At 67.4% G+C, this 16995-nt stretch carries 18 protein-coding genes; 5 read left to right on the forward strand and 13 right to left on the reverse strand.

Features of this window, described 5'->3' with window-relative positions:
• From KY501_RS02650 to KY501_RS02670, 5 genes are read right to left on the reverse strand one after another with little or no spacing between them, the layout of a single operon-like run.
• Positions 1-2004, reverse strand: coding sequence for a phage tail sheath subtilisin-like domain-containing protein (locus tag KY501_RS02650; protein ID WP_224360837.1), 2004 nt, complete (start codon positions 2002-2004; stop codon positions 1-3).
• Positions 2005-2018: 14 nt separating this feature from the next.
• Positions 2019-2492, reverse strand: coding sequence for a phage tail protein (locus KY501_RS02655; protein ID WP_224360838.1), 474 nt, complete (start codon positions 2490-2492; stop codon positions 2019-2021).
• A 15-nt stretch (positions 2493-2507) separates the two neighbouring features.
• Entirely contained in the window at positions 2508-4352 is a 1845-nt protein-coding gene (locus tag KY501_RS02660) for a phage tail sheath subtilisin-like domain-containing protein (protein ID WP_224360840.1), read from the reverse strand.
• Between the two features lie 15 nt (positions 4353-4367).
• Positions 4368-5150 (reverse strand): hypothetical protein, encoded by a 783-nt coding sequence (locus KY501_RS02665; protein ID WP_224360841.1) that lies wholly within the window; start codon positions 5148-5150, stop codon positions 4368-4370.
• Entirely contained in the window at positions 5147-5749 is a 603-nt protein-coding gene (locus KY501_RS02670; protein WP_224360843.1) for a Pvc16 family protein, read from the reverse strand. The genes KY501_RS02665 and KY501_RS02670 overlap by 4 nt, the downstream gene beginning before the upstream one ends.
• Before the next feature lie 795 nt (positions 5750-6544).
• On the opposite strand from KY501_RS02670, the gene KY501_RS02675 reads away from it, so the two are divergent.
• The 3 genes from KY501_RS02675 to KY501_RS02685 all read left to right on the forward strand — a co-directional run bounded on the left by KY501_RS02675 (position 6545) and on the right by KY501_RS02685 (position 9151).
• The gene (locus KY501_RS02675) at positions 6545-7045 is read left to right on the forward strand and encodes a hypothetical protein (RefSeq protein ID WP_224360845.1); all 501 of its coding nucleotides are present in this window, start codon (positions 6545-6547) and stop codon (positions 7043-7045) included.
• A gap of 65 nt (positions 7046-7110) precedes the next feature.
• Positions 7111-7626, forward strand: a complete 516-nt coding sequence (locus tag KY501_RS02680) for a hypothetical protein (RefSeq protein ID WP_224360846.1) — start codon at positions 7111-7113, stop codon at positions 7624-7626.
• A gap of 28 nt (positions 7627-7654) precedes the next feature.
• Positions 7655-9151, forward strand: coding sequence for a glycosyltransferase (locus KY501_RS02685; RefSeq protein WP_224360847.1), 1497 nt, complete (start codon positions 7655-7657; stop codon positions 9149-9151).
• Between the two features lie 24 nt (positions 9152-9175).
• Here the strand turns inward: KY501_RS02685 and KY501_RS02690 are convergent, their stop codons facing one another.
• From KY501_RS02690 to KY501_RS02720, 7 genes are all read right to left on the reverse strand, one after another.
• On the reverse strand, positions 9176-10738 hold the full coding sequence (locus KY501_RS02690) for an ATP-binding protein (RefSeq protein WP_224360848.1): 1563 nt from the start codon (positions 10736-10738) through the stop codon (positions 9176-9178).
• 169 nt (positions 10739-10907) lie between these two features.
• Positions 10908-11477, reverse strand: coding sequence for a BMC domain-containing protein (locus KY501_RS02695; RefSeq protein ID WP_224360849.1), 570 nt, complete (start codon positions 11475-11477; stop codon positions 10908-10910).
• A complete protein-coding gene (locus KY501_RS02700; protein ID WP_224360850.1) occupies positions 11470-12996 on the reverse strand; it encodes an aldehyde dehydrogenase family protein in 1527 nt (508 codons plus the stop codon). The genes KY501_RS02695 and KY501_RS02700 overlap by 8 nt, the downstream gene beginning before the upstream one ends.
• Positions 12997-13036: 40 nt before the next feature.
• Positions 13037-13225: a hypothetical protein gene (locus KY501_RS02705; RefSeq protein ID WP_224360851.1), complete on the reverse strand. Its 189-nt coding sequence runs from the start codon at positions 13223-13225 to the stop codon at positions 13037-13039.
• Positions 13226-13232: 7 nt separating this feature from the next.
• The gene (locus KY501_RS02710; protein ID WP_224360852.1) at positions 13233-13523 is read right to left on the reverse strand and encodes a EutN/CcmL family microcompartment protein; all 291 of its coding nucleotides are present in this window, start codon (positions 13521-13523) and stop codon (positions 13233-13235) included.
• Positions 13524-13580: 57 nt separating this feature from the next.
• Positions 13581-13883 carry an ethanolamine utilization microcompartment protein EutM gene (gene eutM / locus KY501_RS02715; protein WP_224360853.1) on the reverse strand — a complete coding sequence of 101 codons (303 nt, stop codon included), beginning with the start codon at positions 13881-13883 and terminating at the stop codon, positions 13581-13583.
• Positions 13884-13954: 71 nt separating this feature from the next.
• Entirely contained in the window at positions 13955-14593 is a 639-nt protein-coding gene (locus KY501_RS02720) for a BMC domain-containing protein (protein WP_224360854.1), read from the reverse strand.
• Positions 14594-14878: 285 nt separating this feature from the next.
• On the opposite strand from KY501_RS02720, the gene KY501_RS02725 reads away from it, so the two are divergent.
• Both KY501_RS02725 and KY501_RS02730 read left to right on the forward strand, forming a co-directional pair.
• On the forward strand, positions 14879-15316 hold the full coding sequence (locus KY501_RS02725; RefSeq protein WP_224360856.1) for a hypothetical protein: 438 nt from the start codon (positions 14879-14881) through the stop codon (positions 15314-15316).
• A gap of 120 nt (positions 15317-15436) precedes the next feature.
• Positions 15437-16711 (forward strand): Stp1/IreP family PP2C-type Ser/Thr phosphatase, encoded by a 1275-nt coding sequence (locus tag KY501_RS02730; protein WP_224360858.1) that lies wholly within the window; start codon positions 15437-15439, stop codon positions 16709-16711.
• A gap of 6 nt (positions 16712-16717) precedes the next feature.
• Here KY501_RS02730 and KY501_RS02735 read toward each other — a convergent pair whose 3' ends face one another.
• Positions 16718-16987 carry an acyl carrier protein gene (locus KY501_RS02735; protein ID WP_224360860.1) on the reverse strand — a complete coding sequence of 90 codons (270 nt, stop codon included), beginning with the start codon at positions 16985-16987 and terminating at the stop codon, positions 16718-16720.
• Positions 16988-16995 lie beyond the last annotated feature (8 nt).

The raw sequence follows: 16995 nt of genomic DNA on the forward strand, positions 1-16995 counted from the left end.
TCAGCCTCCCACCCGCAGGGTGCCGTCGCCCTCGCGAGCGATCTGCAGCACGAGGAACTCCAGGGGCTCGGCGGGCGCCACGCCCACCTCGGCGATGAGCCGGCCGCTGTCCACCACCTGCCGCGAGTTGAGCGTCTCGTCGCAGCGGACGAAGAAGGCCTCCTCCTCGCGGGCTCCCTGGAAGGCGTTGGCGAGGAAGAGCTGACGCAGGTACGTGCGCAGCAGCTGGCGCACCTCGCCGCGCAGGCGGCCGTTGTTGGGCTCGAAGACGACCCATTGCATCTGTCGCTCCAGCACCCGGCACAGGAGCGTCATCAGCCGCCGCACGCTGAGCTGGCGGTAGTTGGGATCGAGCGAGAGGGTGCGCGCCGCGGTGAGCCGGATGCCGTCCCGCTCGCGGAGGAAGACGTTGATGGAGGCCTGATGGAGCGTGTCGTGCTGCGCGGACGCCAGGCGGTCGGTGACGTCCACCACGCCCTCGGCCAGCACGTTGGCGGGGCCGTATTGCACGCCGGACTCCAGCTCCCGCCGGGCGATGATCCCCGCCGCCACCGCCGAGGGGTTCACACGGATGATCGCGTCCCGCTGGTCATCCCGTCGGGTGACCATCAGCCAGGGCGAGTAGGCGGCGGCGAAGGCGGAGGCGAACTTCGTGCGCCACGCGAGCACGCGCCGGGTATTCAGCCGGGGAGGTACGTCGAGCAGGACGATGAAGGACTGGCACTGCTCAGCGAAGGTCACGAGCTCCTGCTGGAGCGCGATGATCGTGTCCAGCTCCGCGGGCAGCTCCGGGTTGAGCTGCAGCCCCTTCAGCTCGGGTACGGGAGCCGCCTGCTCGGGTGCAGGAGCCAGTGGCACGCACGGCGCGAACTCCGCGCCAGCGAGTGAGACGGGAGAGACCACGTCCTCCACCGCGACGAGAGGCTCCGGAGAGTAGAGATCCGGCACGACGAGCAGCGCGATCTCGGCGGTGTCCGCGAGCGACTGCACACCGTCTCCGGGGCACTCGTCTCCCGGCGTCCAGCCCGTATCGATGAAGTCCTCGGGGATGATCTCCGGATACCGATCCTCGCCACCGGTGAACGGCTCGGTGCCGCATGGTGCCAGCGCGGGCGTGAGGACGAGCTCCTGATCCACCCAGACCTTGTCCGGGCGCTCATCCGGGTACAGCAGCTCGGACTGCTCCACGAGCGCCCGGGCCAGCCAGCGAGGGTGTGACGAAGCGAGCCCCAGCCGCTCCAGCCGCTCGGTGCGGCCGTCACCGTCATCCACCGTCAGCAGCCCTTCGACGATCTCGGCCAGCTCGGGCACGCCGCCCACGGAGGAAGCAAGGGTGGCGCGCAGCACCGTCACGCCGCTCTCCGGGTCCCACTCGTTGCGAGCATCCGCCACGAAGCTGAGCACCTGGGTTCCACCGGCGAGCGTCAACCGCAGCAGCGAGCCGGCAGGCAGCTCCGTGTCCCGAGCCAGCGCCAGCGAGGTCGCCGTGGCCGTGCCGGGATCGAAGGCGAGCGGCCGCGCGGAGAACGACATCCGAGCCGAGAGCTTGTTGCCCCACGTCCCCTCGTTCCGGGCTCGCAGCCACAGCGGGACTCCGCCAGGAAGGGTGACGCCCATCAGCCGGGCCCGAGCCACTCCCGCATCGTTGCTGGGATTCCCCGAGCCGTAGTCGTGAACGATGCGCACCACATACGCGCGGCGCCCACCGTTCTCGAAGAACGAGGCCACGGAGTAGGGGAGGAGCCCGGGACCTTCGAAGCCACCAAAGAGCCGTTGATAGGCGCTCCAGCTCTCCACCACGACGGGCACGGAGCGCTGCACGGGCTGGCCCTCCGCGCACGGGGCCGGAGCCCACGGCTCGTGGAAGAAGGGCTTGCGGGCAGGGCCTCTCGGCGCCACGCCCACGAAGGCGCAGACGTCCATCCGCTCGCCCGTGAGGACGCGCAGAGGGACGTCTGGTAGCTCATAGACGCCGGGGGCTCCCAGACGGAGTCGCTCGGTCACGGAGGGGCCCTCGCTTACTTGTACTCGATGCCTTCGTGGACCAGGTGGAGCTCTTCCATGGCCACTTCGCCACCGCCCTTGGCTGCCAGCGTGGGGCCGCTCCACTTCTTCGGCTGCGCGTTGCGCAGGGTGAAGGTGGCCACCGCGTTGCGAGCCTCGTCCAGCAGGGTGATGGTGACGTTGCGCGGATCGGCGGTGCCATCGCGCACGGCCTTCAGCCACGTGAACAGATCGTCCGAGCCCACCAGCCCTCGCTTCAGGGTGATGTCATCCACGGTGTGCGTGTTGGGGATCTTCCGGGCCAGGTTCACCTTCTCGTTGCCGTTGCGGTACTCCGAGTACTTCACCTCGAAGCCCAGGCCGCTCACGTCCGAGAAGCCACCGATGATGGTGCCGAGCGAGCCATCGCCCTGGCTGCCACCAGGGCCGCTGCCCAGGGAGACGAGGAAGTTGAATGCGCCGTACGGATTGTCTCGATAGGTAGGCATGCGTCAGGTCTCCGTTCAGGCCTTGGCGTTGGCGGTGTACTGGCCGATGCGGAAGATCACGAACTCGGCGGGTTTGGTGGGCGCCACGCCGATGAGGCAGATGAGCCGCCCGTTATCCAGATCGTTCTGCGTCATCGTGGTGCGATCGCAGCGCACGAAGTACGCCTCCTCGGGCTTGGTGCCCAACAGCGCTCCGTCCTTCCAGAGCACGTAGAGGAAGTCCTCGATCGTCTGCCGCACGTTGGCCCAGAGCCGCTCGTTGTTGGGCTCGAACACCGCCCACTGCGTGCCCTTGTCGATCGAGTGCTCCAGGTAGATGAAGAGGCGGCGGACGTTGACGTACTTCCACTCGGGATCCGAGCTCATCGTCCGGGCGCCCCACACCCGGTTGCCGCGGCCCTCGAAGAAGCGCAACGCGTTGATGCCCTCCGGGTTGAGCACGTCCTGGCGGGGCTTGTTGATGTTGAGCTCGAACTTCGTCAAGCCGTTGACCACCTCGTTGGCGGGTGCCTTGTGCACGCCGCGCTCGATGTCGCTGCGGGCGTAGATGCCGGTCACGAAGCCCGAGGGCGGCAGCAGCAGCCGGTCCGGCGGAGCACCCTGCGCGGGGCGCTGGGTGGGATCGAGGATCTCGATCCACGGGTGGTAGAGCGCGGCGTACTTGCTGTCGAAGCGGCCGCGGAACTCGCGCACCTTGCTGATGGAGCTGTGCGCGGGCGCGTCCACCACGGCGATGCGGTAGCGCTGGGCCTCGGCGTGGCGGATGAGGGCATCCGTCGCGGCGGCGCACAGGTCTTCGTCCTCATAGGTGCCGGAGTCAGGCGCCGCCACGATGGCGATGTCCTCGATCTCTCCCAGCGCCTCCAGTCCCGTCGCCTTGATGGAGGCGTTGTCCGGGTCCGCCGCGCTGCCCGCCAGGTCCGAGGGGGCAGGCATCTGCCCGTCGTTGCCGCCCGTGAGGCGCTTGGTGGTGTTGCCCTGGAGCGCCACCATCAGCTTGGCGGCGGCGTCATCTCCGGCCAGATCCGGATCGTAGTCCAGCCAGATGACGGCGTTCTCGTCCTCGGGGTCATCCTTCTGGAGGATCTTCCCGACGTAGCGCGTCTGCGCCGGGTCGGCGCCCAGCTCGTCATAGAAGCTGGTGCGCTCGGGGGTCACCTTCACCAGCACCCGCAGCTCGACGAGCTGGATGATGTCGGTGACGTTGGGGGTGACGGTGGCTCCGCCGCGGACGAACACCTGCTTGCCGTCCCCGTCGATGTCGACCTGGGCCAGGTTGCCAATCACCAGCGGGGCATTGCCCGTGGGCGGAGTGCCGGAGGTGATGATCTCCACCACGGCGCCCTTCTTCGCGCGGCGTACCTGGACGATGCCGCCCAGATCATTGTCGATGTAGGCGATGTTCTTGCTGCGCACCACCTGGCTGTCGACCCACACGTTGCCGAAGCTTCCGGGCCAGCGAGCCTTCCACTTCGCGGTGGTGCTGCCCACCTGCACGGAGGTGCTGGCGATTCCCAGATCCGTGCCGCTGCGAGGAACGAAGACGCGCGAGACATAGAGGCGCGCGCCGCCGTTGAGGAAGAAGGCCCGGGCCGCGTGCGCGGTGTAGGGCAGGTGTTCCTCGGCGGTCAGCGCCGTGGCGCCCACCGCCAGCGGTTCCAGTCCGCCATAGACGGACTCGAACTCGGTGAAGCTGGTGATGAGGCGGGGCTCGGTTGTCTTCGGGCCATCCGCGTATTGCACCGGGCCGAAGCGGGTCACCCCGACGAAGCCCGTTGTGCTGGTGGGAACACCTTCGATCGACTTCGACCGGAAGCTCACTTCCTCGACATAGACTCCCGGTGCCAGGTACTCGGGCATCGCGCGGCTCCTGCTTCAAGAGAAGACGATGGGTTGGTTTGTGCTGGTGAGCTTCCCCAGCGTGAACGGGATGGTGAGACGGCTGGTGAGGGTTGCTTCGTAGTCCTTGGGGAGTTGCTCCCCAGGGGTGACGGTATCCGTGCCGGAGGCGGGGACTTCCTCCTCGGGCACATCCCAGAGCGGATCCTCCAACGGCAGCGAGGGCGTGGCGGGGATCTGGGGGTTCTTGAGTCCGAAGACGGTGACCTCCACCTGGAGGGTGGGGGTCAGCACGCCGAGCGTGGAGGCGGCGGGCCAGAGCAGGAGCAGGAACTCGCCGCGATCGTCGCCATGGGCCCGTCCCACCAGTGTCCCGCTGCCTGGAGTGGCCGCGGGGAGACGCGCCTCCACACGAGCCCAGCGCAGGGGCTGGCCGCCGCGGTGCACCAGGCCGCGCAGGCCCGTGGAGCGATCCGTCACGTCATAGGCGGCGCCCGGGAAGAAGGCGGGACGCAGAATGGTGGGAGTGCCCGGAGCGACAGGCACTTTCAGCCGGCGGGGAACGAAGCGGCGTGTGTCGTCCTGGAAGCGCACCATGAGAGGGCTCTTAAGCCCCGGGTAGCGCAGCAGCGCATGGACGCACGACTCGTGTCGGGCAATGCGCAAGCCCGGCAGGCGCGCCACCGCCGGGGACACACCCTCCACCCGCACCTCCAGACGTTGGGCGAGCCGCTGCCGTCGCAGCGCGTCGATGGGCTCCAGCCCCAGCGCGAGCTGGTGGATGTGCTCACTGAAGTTCTCTGGGAGCCGTTGGTTCATGGCGACGAACTCGGCTTGATGCCGCTCGTCACGCTGGTGACGGTCGGGGAGGCGTAGGAGACCCTGCTGTCCAGGCGGATGACGCGGGCGATGTACGGGATGCTGAGCTTGTAGTCGGTGGGGAGCGAATCGAACGTCCGCATCACCGCTTCGGTGCTGATCTCCTCGAGCACCAGTTGGATCGCCTCGTTGGGGGCCCAGTCCGCGGTGGGATCCGGATAGAGCAGCGGCCCGTTGAGGATGGGCGTCGTCTCCAGGCACTGCATCGTCTTGCCGATGATGCGGTACTCGTACTCAGCGTTGTCGGCCCAGGCGGTGAGGAGGAAGTGCAGATCCAGCGGGAGGTGCCCGCGCCCGTCGAGGTGGCCCACGCCAGACCAGGCGGCGCGCGTCGTCTTGTTGAAGTCGACGCGGTACAGGTAGAGCGTGAGGGCTGGGAGCGTAAAGCTCAGCGCGCCGTTGCTCTGGGCGAAGTCCTCGGTGCGCACGAGGAGCGCACGGGTCTGCTTGCCAGGGACCGGCTGCTCCTCCGTGAAGCACGCCGTGAGAAGCCTCTCGAGGCTCTTCCCAGCCGCGGAGATGCCCGCGAAGCTCGCCATACGTCACTTCCCCCCACGGAGTAGTGCAGCGTTCACAGCGCGACTCGGCGAAACCGCGCGGAGAGTATCAGCCAACATTGTCTGGTCAATGACGTGCTAGGGCGGCAGATGCGCGCTGATCACATGCCTTCGCTAACTCCGCGATCTCTGATCTTGGCGGCGCGTGATGCCGGAAAATTACCGGCACGACATGCATGCGATTGGTCCAAAACGCACACTTGCGATGACGCTCTGCGCAGCGAGAGGACCGGCCGGGTTGTGTTTCGGGTGAGGCCGCGTCGACGAAGCCAGGTGGCGGGGACTGGCTATTTCTAGAGCGGTGGATGGACTTCGAACAGGGCAGGCTGGCCATCCGAACGCAGCCAGTCGGCCAACGCCTCCATGCGCGTGATTGCCTGCGCGTAGAGTGCTGTCGCGAGAGCTGGGGTGGGCTGGGATTGGCGTGGTAGACTCTGCCAAACAGCGTGGGGGGTGTGAGACATGCTCGCGTTCGACCGCAAACCGCGTCCGTGTACGACGCGTGCTCCCGTGTCAAAGCCCACGCCCCAGCGGCCATCCAACGCTCCACCGACGAATCCGCATTGGTTTCATTGGGCGACATCGAGCCGAAGGGGAGCCCCTGGTCCCCACGAGCCCTCTCAGGAGCGGAGGAGCTACTTCGGTGTGTCCAGTGCTCCGGCGCGCGCTGAATCCAAGACCGCGCCACACCGCTGCTCCGCATGCGAGTCGGAAGAGAAGGAGACTCCACACCGCTGCTCGGCCTGTGAGCAGGAGGATCAGGCGGCTGCGCATCGCGTGGCCACCGATGACGAGACGGCGGAGCTTCCCTTCCCAAGGCAGACACCTGCTCCGGCTCCCGGAGTGACTCCGCCATCTCCTCCGCCTCCGGCGGCTCCGGCCGCGGATTGCTGTGAGACGGCGCGCAGCCGCGGTCTGGACAGGGGGGACTACGGCGGCATCATCTGCTGCAACAACACGAAGCACGTCTGCGTGTGGACGGCGAACATCAACCGCACCGTCACGAACCCGACGGCGCAACGCATTGTCGCCCAGTGTGTCAGGGTGCACGAGGCGACTCACCGCGACCAGGTCGACTGCACGGGCGCCGATGTCGAGCGCCCGAACTTCAGGTCTGGCGTGGACCCGAATGCCTCGGAGTGTACGGCATACAGCGCCGAGGTCCCCTGCTATGAGTCGCATATCGATGAGTGCGGCACCGATGCGACCTGCCGCAGCCAGGTCCAGCAGGAACTCGACTTCGCGAGGCGGCAGAAGAGGCGTTACTGCGGCTCTTGAGGTGCGGCCTCGCAGGCATGCGAGGGCTGGGGCGGAGAGTGTGACGCTCTGACGGAGGAAGGGTCATGGATTCAGCTGAATCGCCAGCCGTGCTCATCACCGTCACCGGGGGACGTGAGGAGGATCGGGGGATCCTCGTCGCATGGCCTGAGGGTCTGATCATCTGGTCCGACGATCGGGTTCGCGGTGGGCCTCCTTACCGAAGCGCACGCATCGATCCGGTGAGGATCCGTGATGCCGTCAGCGAGATGGTACGGGAGGGCCCCTGGACGGGGGTGCATCGTCATGCTCCCGACTCGCGCTGGACGCACGTGGTCGCCCGGAGTGGATCGGACATCGTGGTCGACGTTGGCTCCTGGCACGAACTCCTGGAGGCAAACCCGCGGATCGTGGCGACAGCAACCGGTGCAGAGCCGCTCGACGAACGCACTCGCGCCGAGGTGCATGCGCGGCAGCCTCCCGAGTATCAGTCCTTTCTCCGCAGGTGGGAGCACGTGACCAAAGCAGCGCTGAGCCTCATCCCGCCGTCGGGGCAGCTCGTGGGTGAGCCGGAGCGGGCGCGTATGCCGTGGCTTTCATGAGCCCGCGTCGTACGCTTTGCTCCTCGCCATGAGCCCGTCGCGTCGACCGATTCAGCCCGTTCTCTTCCATCAGCTTCAGGGCCTGTATGTGGCGGGAGACGTGCTCTGCGCCGTCGACTGTGCTCGCGCGCTGCCCGAATACCGGCACGTCTTCTTCATCAACCACGATGGCGGGTTCTCGCCCGAGCTCCAGAAGCAGCTCGAGAAGCAGGGGATTTCCATTCGACGCAAGGCCATCGTCACCGAGGACGATGTCAGCCCTCAGTTGCGCGGCGTCCTCTACCACTGCGTGGGGCATGACGATCGGTTCCGAGGCGAGTACGTGCGCTTTCGCAAGGAGCCGCCCGGAGTCGTGTTGTGCGCCTGGGTCCACACGCCAGGCCTGTGTGGCGCTCGGATCGAGCGCTACAACCATCTGCGGGATCGCGGCATCTCGCGCCTCGTCTTCGCCAGCAGCTTCAGCCTCCACAACACGCCGGGATTGGACCCCCAGAGCTTCGAGTCCTGCTCCATCATCCATCCCAGGGTGGACACCGATCACTATGGATCTGTCCGCCGCGCCGACGAGGGGCTCTTCCGGATCGGGCGGTGGAGCCGCGGCGATGACAGCAAGTACTCGGATGACTTCCTCGATCTGTTGGAGAGCATCGACATCCCGAAGGCCGAGTTCCTGTGCATGGGCATCCCCGGCAAGTTCCGAGGAGTCGAACTCCCTCCGCGCGTGCGCTTCCTGGAGAACGGGGAGCTGCCGGTGGAGAAGCTGCTGGCACGGCTCGACGTCCTGATTTTCAAGACGGATGAAACCTCGTGGCACGAGGGCTGGTGCCGCACGGTCACCGAGGCCATGGCGGCCGGCGTCGTGCCCGTGGTGGAGAATCGTGGAGGGCTCGTGGATCAGGTGATCCATGGCCACAACGGGTTCCTCTGCGAGAGCAACGAGGAGTTCAAGCACTACTGCGAGCTGCTCTACCGGGAGCCGGAGCGCCGGATGCGGATGAGCGCGAATGCGCGGGCCTTCGCCTCTCGGAACCTCAGCCTCAAGCAGCTGCGGACCGATCTGTTGCGCCTCTTCGAGCCTCAGGCCAGCCGGCGCCTGAATTTCGGCTATGAGCCCGATATCCAGCCCGGCTACCTCAACTTCAGCACGCAGCAGCTCCCAGGCTTCGACGTGGCCGCCTCGGTGGATCCCTTCAATCCCCGGCTGCCCTTCGACGATGACTCGTTCGACGAGATCCTCGCGTTTCACGTCATCGAGCACATGGCGCACAAGGTTCAGATCATCGAGGAACTCTGGCGCATCGCCCGGCACAACGCGGTGATCCGGATCCGGCTGCCGGACCGCCACCATGACGACGCCTATCGGAATCCCACGCACCTGAGTTACTGGGACGTCGACTCCATCGACTTCTTCGTGCCAGGGCACCAGCGCAGCCACGCGCAGGCTCGCTTCGGGCTCCTGCGGAAGGACACCGACGGCCAGGAGATCACCTGGGAGCTGTTGGCGCTGCGGCACCGGCGAACGTGAAGGGCCAGGGCTTCGCGTGCGCCCTCAGTGGACCTCGGAGGCCTTCGGGAGCAGGACGCGGAACGTCGTGCCCGCGCCCGGCGTGCTGGTCACGGAGAGTTGGCCCCCCAGCCCTCGGATGATGTCGTGGCTCACGGACAGCCCCAGGCCCGTGCCTTCTCCCACCGGCTTCGTGGTGAAGAAGGGCTCGAAGATGCGCTCGAGGTTCTCCGCGGGGATGCCGCAGCCGTTGTCCTGCACCTCGATCAGCACCAGGGTGTCGCTGTGCTGGCGCGTCAGGATGCGGACCTCTCCGTTCCCGGAATCGGGCAGTGCCTGCGCCGCGTTCACCAGCAGGTTCACGAAAACCTGAGACAGTTGCACCGAGTTGGCCATCACCTGCGGTATTTCGCCGTACTCGCGAACCACGTTCCCACGGCTGCGCAGCCGTCCCCATGCGAGCTGGACCGAGTTGTCCAGCACCTCGTGAAGATCCATCGGCTGGGTGGTGACCGAGTCCCCCCTCGCGAGCGCCCGCAGGCTCTGGACGATGCCCCGCACGCGCTCGGCTCCCTCCCGCGCATCGGCGATCGCCTCCATCATCTCGCCCATGTCGGTGTGGACGAGCTTCAGGCGGCGCAGCTCCTTCTCGATGTAGTGCAGGTTGCTGAGCACGAACGCCAGCGGGTTGTTGATCTCGTGCGCCACTCCCGAGGCCAGCATTCCCACCGCCGCCATGCGCTCATTGAGCCTCAGGCGCAGCTCGTTCTCGCGGTGCTCGGTGATGTCTCGCACCGTGACGGCCATGCACTCGCCCACCGCGCTGAGCTGGCGGCGGAACCAGCGGCGGCCATGCTGCGGCAGCAGCTGCTTCAGCTCCTCGTCATGGGGTTTGCCCGTCCGCCACACCTCCTGGCACAGCGCCAGGGGAGCGATGAAGGCCGCATGCGGGAACTCGGAGAGCAGGTGGCCCTCCGCCGCGCGTGCCTCGCAGCCCAGCAGCGCCTCGGCGTGCATGTTGAGGTGCAGCAGGCGCAGGCCCTCCGGCTCGGGGCGGACGATGAAGAAGGCATCGAAGCTGTTGGTCGACGCCGTCCGGAAGAGCGCCTCGCTCTGATTCCGAGCTGCCTCGCTGCGCCGCTGATCCGACATGTCCCGGCAGATACCGAACAGCCCGATCACCTGCCCATCCGGTCGCCGCAGCACGCCCTTCGTGGACAGCCACTCGCGCTGCACGCCCGCCATCCACTCGCTCATCTCCGCGCGCAGCGTGCGCCCGGCCAGCAGCGTCTGCCGGTCGAACTCCTGCGTGTTCCGAGCTTCTTCCTGTCCCAGGATCTCGCTGTCCCTCCGGCCGAGGATCTCCTCCACGGGCCGGTCCAGGAACCGCGCCCCCGCGGCGTTGATGTACGTGTAGCGGCCGTGGAGATCCTTGGTGAAGATCGCGTCCGGCAGCTCCTCCGCCACCGCCAGGAAGAGCGCCTGGTACGGCAGAGCCTGTTCCTGCGCGGGGCATGGCTCGGAAGCCAGGGCCGGCACGGCCCGCGCACCCAGAGGATGTTCCGCCACCTCTCCCCCCGGTTCGGCAGGCCCGCGCACGTCACTCATGTAGAAATGTGTACTCTCGACACGAGAATCCCGGGAGGGCGCGAGGCCGCCTCCCGCTCGCATTCGTCGACCATCACACGTTGCGCGTGATCCTTCGGTCACATGTGAGACGCGTGTATCAGCGTGTTTTACGCCCCCGCTGAAGTTGTATCTGCGTGAGGGTGGGGGACTAGAGCACTCGGCCGCGCAGCTCGGGGCTGGGGCGCTGGATGAGCTCCGTGGTCTGCAGCAGGTGCGGCTCCACCGCGGCCGCGGCTCCTTCGAGCGCCGCCTCCACCATGTGGAGTTCTCCAGCGAGCACGAAGAGGCCCTTTCCGCCGATGCCTCGCGCGAGCTGGAGCCGCTCCAGCACCACGTCGGCCCGCTTGAGCGCCGTGTCCGCGCACAGCAGCGCGGCGGCCACCGTGTGCGTCTCGACGATGCCCACGCTCTCGCCGTACACGCCGGGGAAGCGGCCCTGCAGCCCGTCCACCAGGCCCTGCGCGGCATAGGGCAGCAGCAGCTTGTCCAGCAGCGTGCGGCCCGCGGTCTCCACGCCGGCCTGGAAGGACTCCTGCACCTCCGCCACCTCGCCGGAGAAGAGCAGCAGGTACTTGCCCGGAGTGACGGCCTCCGCGAGCGACAGCGTCACCGCCGCGCGCTTCACCACCGCGTCGGCCACGACGTAGCCGCGCGCGATGGAGTCCAGCTCCAGCAGCGCCAGCGCGGGTCCAGGCAGGGGTGGCGTGGGCTCAGACAATGCGGAACGAGTCCTTGAGGGTGCAGCGCCGCTCACGGGTGAAGTTCACCGCCGTGGTGAGCCCCTCGCCCGTGGGCGATGCGATGGTGAAAGAGGTGTAACCCTCGCCCGTCATCCCGAGGCCCGCGAACGAGGGCCCGTTCTTCACGAAGATGGACGTGTTGATGAGTCGCGCCATCGTGCTGAGGTTGTCCAGGTTCGTCGAGTGCATCGTCGCCGTGTGCCCGAAGCCGTGCTCGGCCTGCAGGGCGGCCACGATGCAGTCCTCCACGTTGCGCAGGCGCGAGAAGCCGATCACCGGCAGCAGCAGCTCCGCCTGGACGAACGAGTGAGTCGGGTCCACCTCCGCGAACAGCAGCCGCGTGCCCTTGGGAACCCGGATGCCAGCGGCCTCCGCGATCTTCTCCGCGTCCTTGCCCACCCAGTCCTTCACCGGGTGGCCGTCGTGGACGACCAGCTTCTCCAGCCGGTGGATGGCCGCGCCCGTCACCTCGAAGGCGCCGTGGCGCTCCATCTGCTGCTTGAGCTGGTCCGCGATGGAGGCCACCGCGAACACTTCCTTCTCCACGATGCAGACGATGTTGTTGTCCAGCGACGCGCCGTCGACGATGTCCTTCGCCGCGCGATCGATGTGCGCCGTCTCGTCCACCACCACGGGCGGGTTGCCCGGGCCGGCCGCGATGGCCCGCTTGCCCGAGTTCATCGCCGCGCGCACCACCGCCGGCCCGCCCGTCACCACCAGCAGGCGCACGTTCTTGTGCTTCATCAGCGCCTGCGCCGAATCGATCGTCGGCTCGGCCAGCGCGCACAGCAGGTTTTCCGGCCCGCCCGCGGAGACGATGGCCTCGTTGAGCAGCTGGATGTGGTGCGCGCTCACCCGCTTGGCGCTCGGGTGCACGTTGAACACCACCGCGTTGCCCCCGGCGATCATCCCGATGCCGTTGTTGATGATCGTCTCGGTGGGGTTGGTGGTCGGGGTGATGGAGCCGATGACGCCGTAGGGCGCCCGCTCGATGAGCGCCAGCCCGTGATCGCCGGTGAAGGCCCCCGGACGGAGGATCTCCGGGCCCGGAGTCTTGTTGGCGCACAGGAGGTTCTTCTTGATCTTGTCCTCCACGCGCCCCAGGCCCGTCTCCTTCACCGCCATCTCGGACAGCTCGCGGGCGGCGCGGCGGGTGGCATCTCGCATGGCCTCGACGACGGTATTGCGCAGCTCCAGCGGGGCCTCGCTCCAGGCCTCGAAGGCAGCGCGGGCGGCCTCGGTGGCGCCGTCCAGGTCGTCGAAGATGCCCTTGCGGCCCTTGTGGAAGGCAGGCGCGCGCTGGGCGGGGGACGAGGCGGGCGGTGGCAGCGGCGTGTACGTGCCGTACCTGCGCTCGCTGCCGCGCCGGTCATCAGCGTGCCCCTGAGGGGGCTGGGCGGGGGAGGGCACGGGCTGGGGCAGATCCGACAGCTCCTTGGAGAGCTTGCGGACCACCTGATCGACAATGGCGTCGATCTGCTTCGCGTCGAGGCTCATCGGCAAGGCTCCCGGCGGGGCAGGGCGCCCGCCGCTTCGCTCACGAGGTGCGGGAGAGCGAGGGCTGGGACTCCGAGCCCTCGTAATAGATGCTGGCGGTCTCCTTGTCGTAGACGACGAGGACGCGGTCGCTCTGCGCGAGCAGGTCGCTGGTCGTCTCGGTCACCTTGCGAACCAGGGAGTCGCCTGTGGCCACGCGTTTGGGGGCCCGGACTTTCACGACTGGCATGGGGTGCCTACTCCTTGACGTACTTCAGTGTTCCGCCCACTTCCAACTGGTCGACGATGGCCATGACGGTCGCGTCGACGGGGCGGTCCTTCGTCACCTGGGTCTGCCGGGCACTGGAGCCGGAGCAGTAGAGCACGACTTCGCCCACGCCCGCTCCCACCGCATCCACCGCCACCACCACCGGCCCGTTCACCTTGCCCTCCAGGTCCATGCCGCGCAGCACGAGCAGCTTCAGGCCCTCGAGCTCCTGCTCTTTGCGTGTGGAGACCACCGTCCCCACCACCATGCCCATCAACATGCGCGGCTCCTGGCTGGCTCACCCGGACCCCCTCCGTGAAGGAGAAGGTCCAAGGGCTCAGGTGTTCTCCACCTTGGCGCTGCCCTTGCGGCCCAGCGGCAGGACCTGGTCCAGGTTGCCGTGCGGGCGCGGAATCACGTGCACGGAAACCAGCTCACCCACGCGCTCGGCACCGCGGGCTCCGGCCTCGGTGGCCGCCTTCACCGCCGCCACGTCGCCGCGGATGATGGCCGTCACGTAGCCGCCGCCGATCTTCTCGTAGCCGACGAACTCCACCTTGGCCGCCTTCACCATCGCGTCCGCCGCTTCGACCATGCCGACGAAGCCCTTCGTTTCGATCAGCCCGAGTGCATCCGCCATCTGTTCGTTCCTCTCCGCTGTTGCGGTGAAACCACATCACGCCGGCCGTACGGGCCCGGGGTGCAACTGAATCACTTGTCCTTGAAGGACGCCGGCTCCTTGCCGGTGATGCCCTTGAGCGCCGCCACCGCCGCCGCCGCCGCCGCGTCGATCTCCGCCTCGTCGCCCGCCATGTAGAGCCGGCCGAAGGCGCCGTACGGAGTGACGTCCACCAGCTTCACGTTGGCCGCCTTCTCCGCCTCATTGGCCGCCAGCGCCGCGTACGCCGCGGGCTCGCACTCGAGGATGAAGAGCGACTGGCCGGGCTCGATCATCGAGCCGAAGCGGATCTTGTCGAGGATCATCGCGTGCATCGGCTCGATGCCGCGGATGATGGTGTTGGAGACCAGCTTCGGCTTGATCCGATCCTCTTCCTTGGCCTCCAGGTGGTTGAGGATGGCGTCTCCGGCGCTGCGCACCTCGCCCTTGTCCTCATGGTGGACCTCGAGCATCCCATAGGCACGCTCGACCACCAGGGTCGCCGGGTGAACACGGGTCGTCTTGAGGGCCGTGTCGATGAGGCCGTGGATGGCCATGCCGGGGGCGATCTCCACGAAGATGGAGGCCACGTAGGGCACGGGGAAGTAGCCGCGGCACGTGGTGCAGATGTGCGCGGCCAGCTGCGGCTGCAGTGAGTCGAGGAAAACGAACGCCCGGAGCGACGTGGCCAAAAGACCCTCCCGGTACAGCCGGTAGAGGTGGGCTGCTATAGCCAACCCAACACTTCGTTGACAAGCGCCGTCTGGAGTGGCGGTAAAGATGGCATGTCACGCCATCTGCTCCTGATTTCCCTCTTGTTCGGACTCTCCTCGGCTGCGCAGACAGATTCCGAGCAAGGCACCGAAGTATTTTCCACCCCTGTCGAGAGAACCTACTACCAAGGCGGGAGGACGCCTTTCTGGCTGCCCCGCCAGGCCTTTCTCGGCACCTACCTGAGGGGTGGAGTGGTGACCCCCGTGCCGCGCCTGCAGTGGGAGTTCACCTTCTACGAGCAGCGCAAGGACACGCTGGTGGTGCTGGTGGAGGGGGGCCCGGGGTACTCGGTTGCCCGGCCGGACACGGCCGTGGAGGGGTTCGATGTGCCCTTCAACTCCTTCTACGAGAACACCGCCCAGATCGGGTTGGGCTACCGCCAGCAGACGCTGGGCGGGCTGCACTGGGGGTTCCAGGTGACAGGCGGCCCGCTCTGGTACGGGGGCCACCTGACCCACTTGCCGGACGAGCGCTACACCGTCGGGTTGATTGAAGGGCGGCTTCAGGTGGGCCGCCAGTTCGGAAGCATTGTCCTGGGGGGGGCCATCGGGTATGGCGAGCCCTTCAACTTCAAGCGCCGCAGCGTGGTGAGGCCCTTCGCGGGTGGATTCCTCCTGGGCGTGTTCGCGGACTGGCGTTGACACGGGGGTGTCGCCTATGACCACGGGGCGGAGCGCAGGACCTGCGGGGGTGACCTTGCCAGGTCTCTGGGCTGCTGCGTAACGTGCGGAGTCATCCCTCGGAGTCAAGGGAGTATCGAAGTGGCATTGACCACAGAAGCGTTCGGTTTGACCGATGTCGGCCGTAAGCGCCAGCACAACGAAGATGCGATGCTGGTGGATCCGCAGTTGGGTCTCTACATCGTCGCGGACGGTATGGGCGGCCACGCCGCGGGAGAGGTAGCCAGCGCTCGGGCCACTGAGGTGGTCAAGCAGCACATCACCGCCAACAAGCATCTGCTGAAGGATCTGGCGACCAACCCGTCGCAGGACAGCCGTGCGGCGGCGGCGGCGCTGGTGGAGGTCGCCATCCAGCGGGCGTGCGCGGACATCTACCGCATGGCCATGGCGGACGCGGCCAAGCGCGGCATGGGCACCACGTTCGTGTGCCTGGCGCTCAGCGGGAACAAGGGTGTCATCGGTCACGTGGGAGATTCGCGCGTGTACCTGGTGCGCCACGGCCAGTGCCACCGGCTCACCGAGGATCACACCCTGGTGGCCGCGCAATTGAAGGCCGGGACGATCACCAAGGAGCAGGCGGCCAGCTCGCAATACCGCAACGTCATCACCCGCGCGGTCGGCATCCAGGAGTCCGTGCAGGTGGACACCCTGATCGTCGACCTGATGCCCGGGGACGTCTTCGTCCTCTGCTCGGACGGCCTGCACGGCTACGTCGAGGATGAAGAGTACCTGCCGATGGTGAGCTCGGTGGCCGCGGGCGATCTGCCCAAGAAGCTCATCGACACGGCCAACGAGCGCGGCGGCAAGGACAACATCACCGCCGTGGTGGTGAAGGTGGCCGGCGACGGCGCGGTGGCCAGCGAGGAGACGAGCGAGGCGCAGTCGCGCATGGAGGCGCTGCGGAAGATCCCGCTCTTCCGCCACCTCACGTACAAGGAGCAGACGGCGGTGCTGTCCATCGCCACCACGCGCACGTTCCCCGCGGGCCGGGAGATCGTCGTCGAGGGCCAGCCGGGCGAGGAGCTGTTCGTCGTCATTCGCGGCCGGGTGGTGATCGAGAAGAACGGCGTGGAGATCGCGGAGCTGCGCGCCGGTGGACACTTCGGCGAGATGGGGCTCATCGACAACGCGCCGCGCTCGGCGACGGTGCGCGCCACCGAGCCCACGCGGACCATGGTCATCTCCCGTCCGGACCTGATGAGCCTCATGAAGCGCGAGTCCATCCTCGCGGTGAAGATGCTCTGGAGCTTCGTGCAGGTGCTGTCGGACCGGCTTCGCGCGACGAACTCGGAGCTCAGCGAGGCGCGCCAGGAGCTGGCGGTGGCGCAGTCCGTCCAGCCCTTCGCCGAGGAGTGAGCGGGCTCAGGCGGGCCGGGCCTTGGGAGTGGCCTCGGCCTGCTTGCGCAGGACGAACGCGGTGATGCGGGCCAGGGAATCCAGGTTCTCTGGCACCACCTCCGCGTCGTCGACGGTGATGCCGAACTCGGACTCGAGGAAGGTGAGCAGCTCGAGCACGCCCGTCGAGTCGATGAGGCCCGAGTCGATCAGGGAGGTGTCCTCGCCCAGCACGAAGTCCTCACCCGGGTAGAACTGGGTGGTGATGAACTGCCACAGCGCGCGATGGATCTCCATGGCCCTGT

The sequence above is a fragment of the Hyalangium versicolor genome (genome assembly GCF_020103695.1).
Taxonomy (GTDB): domain Bacteria; phylum Myxococcota; class Myxococcia; order Myxococcales; family Myxococcaceae; genus Hyalangium; species Hyalangium versicolor.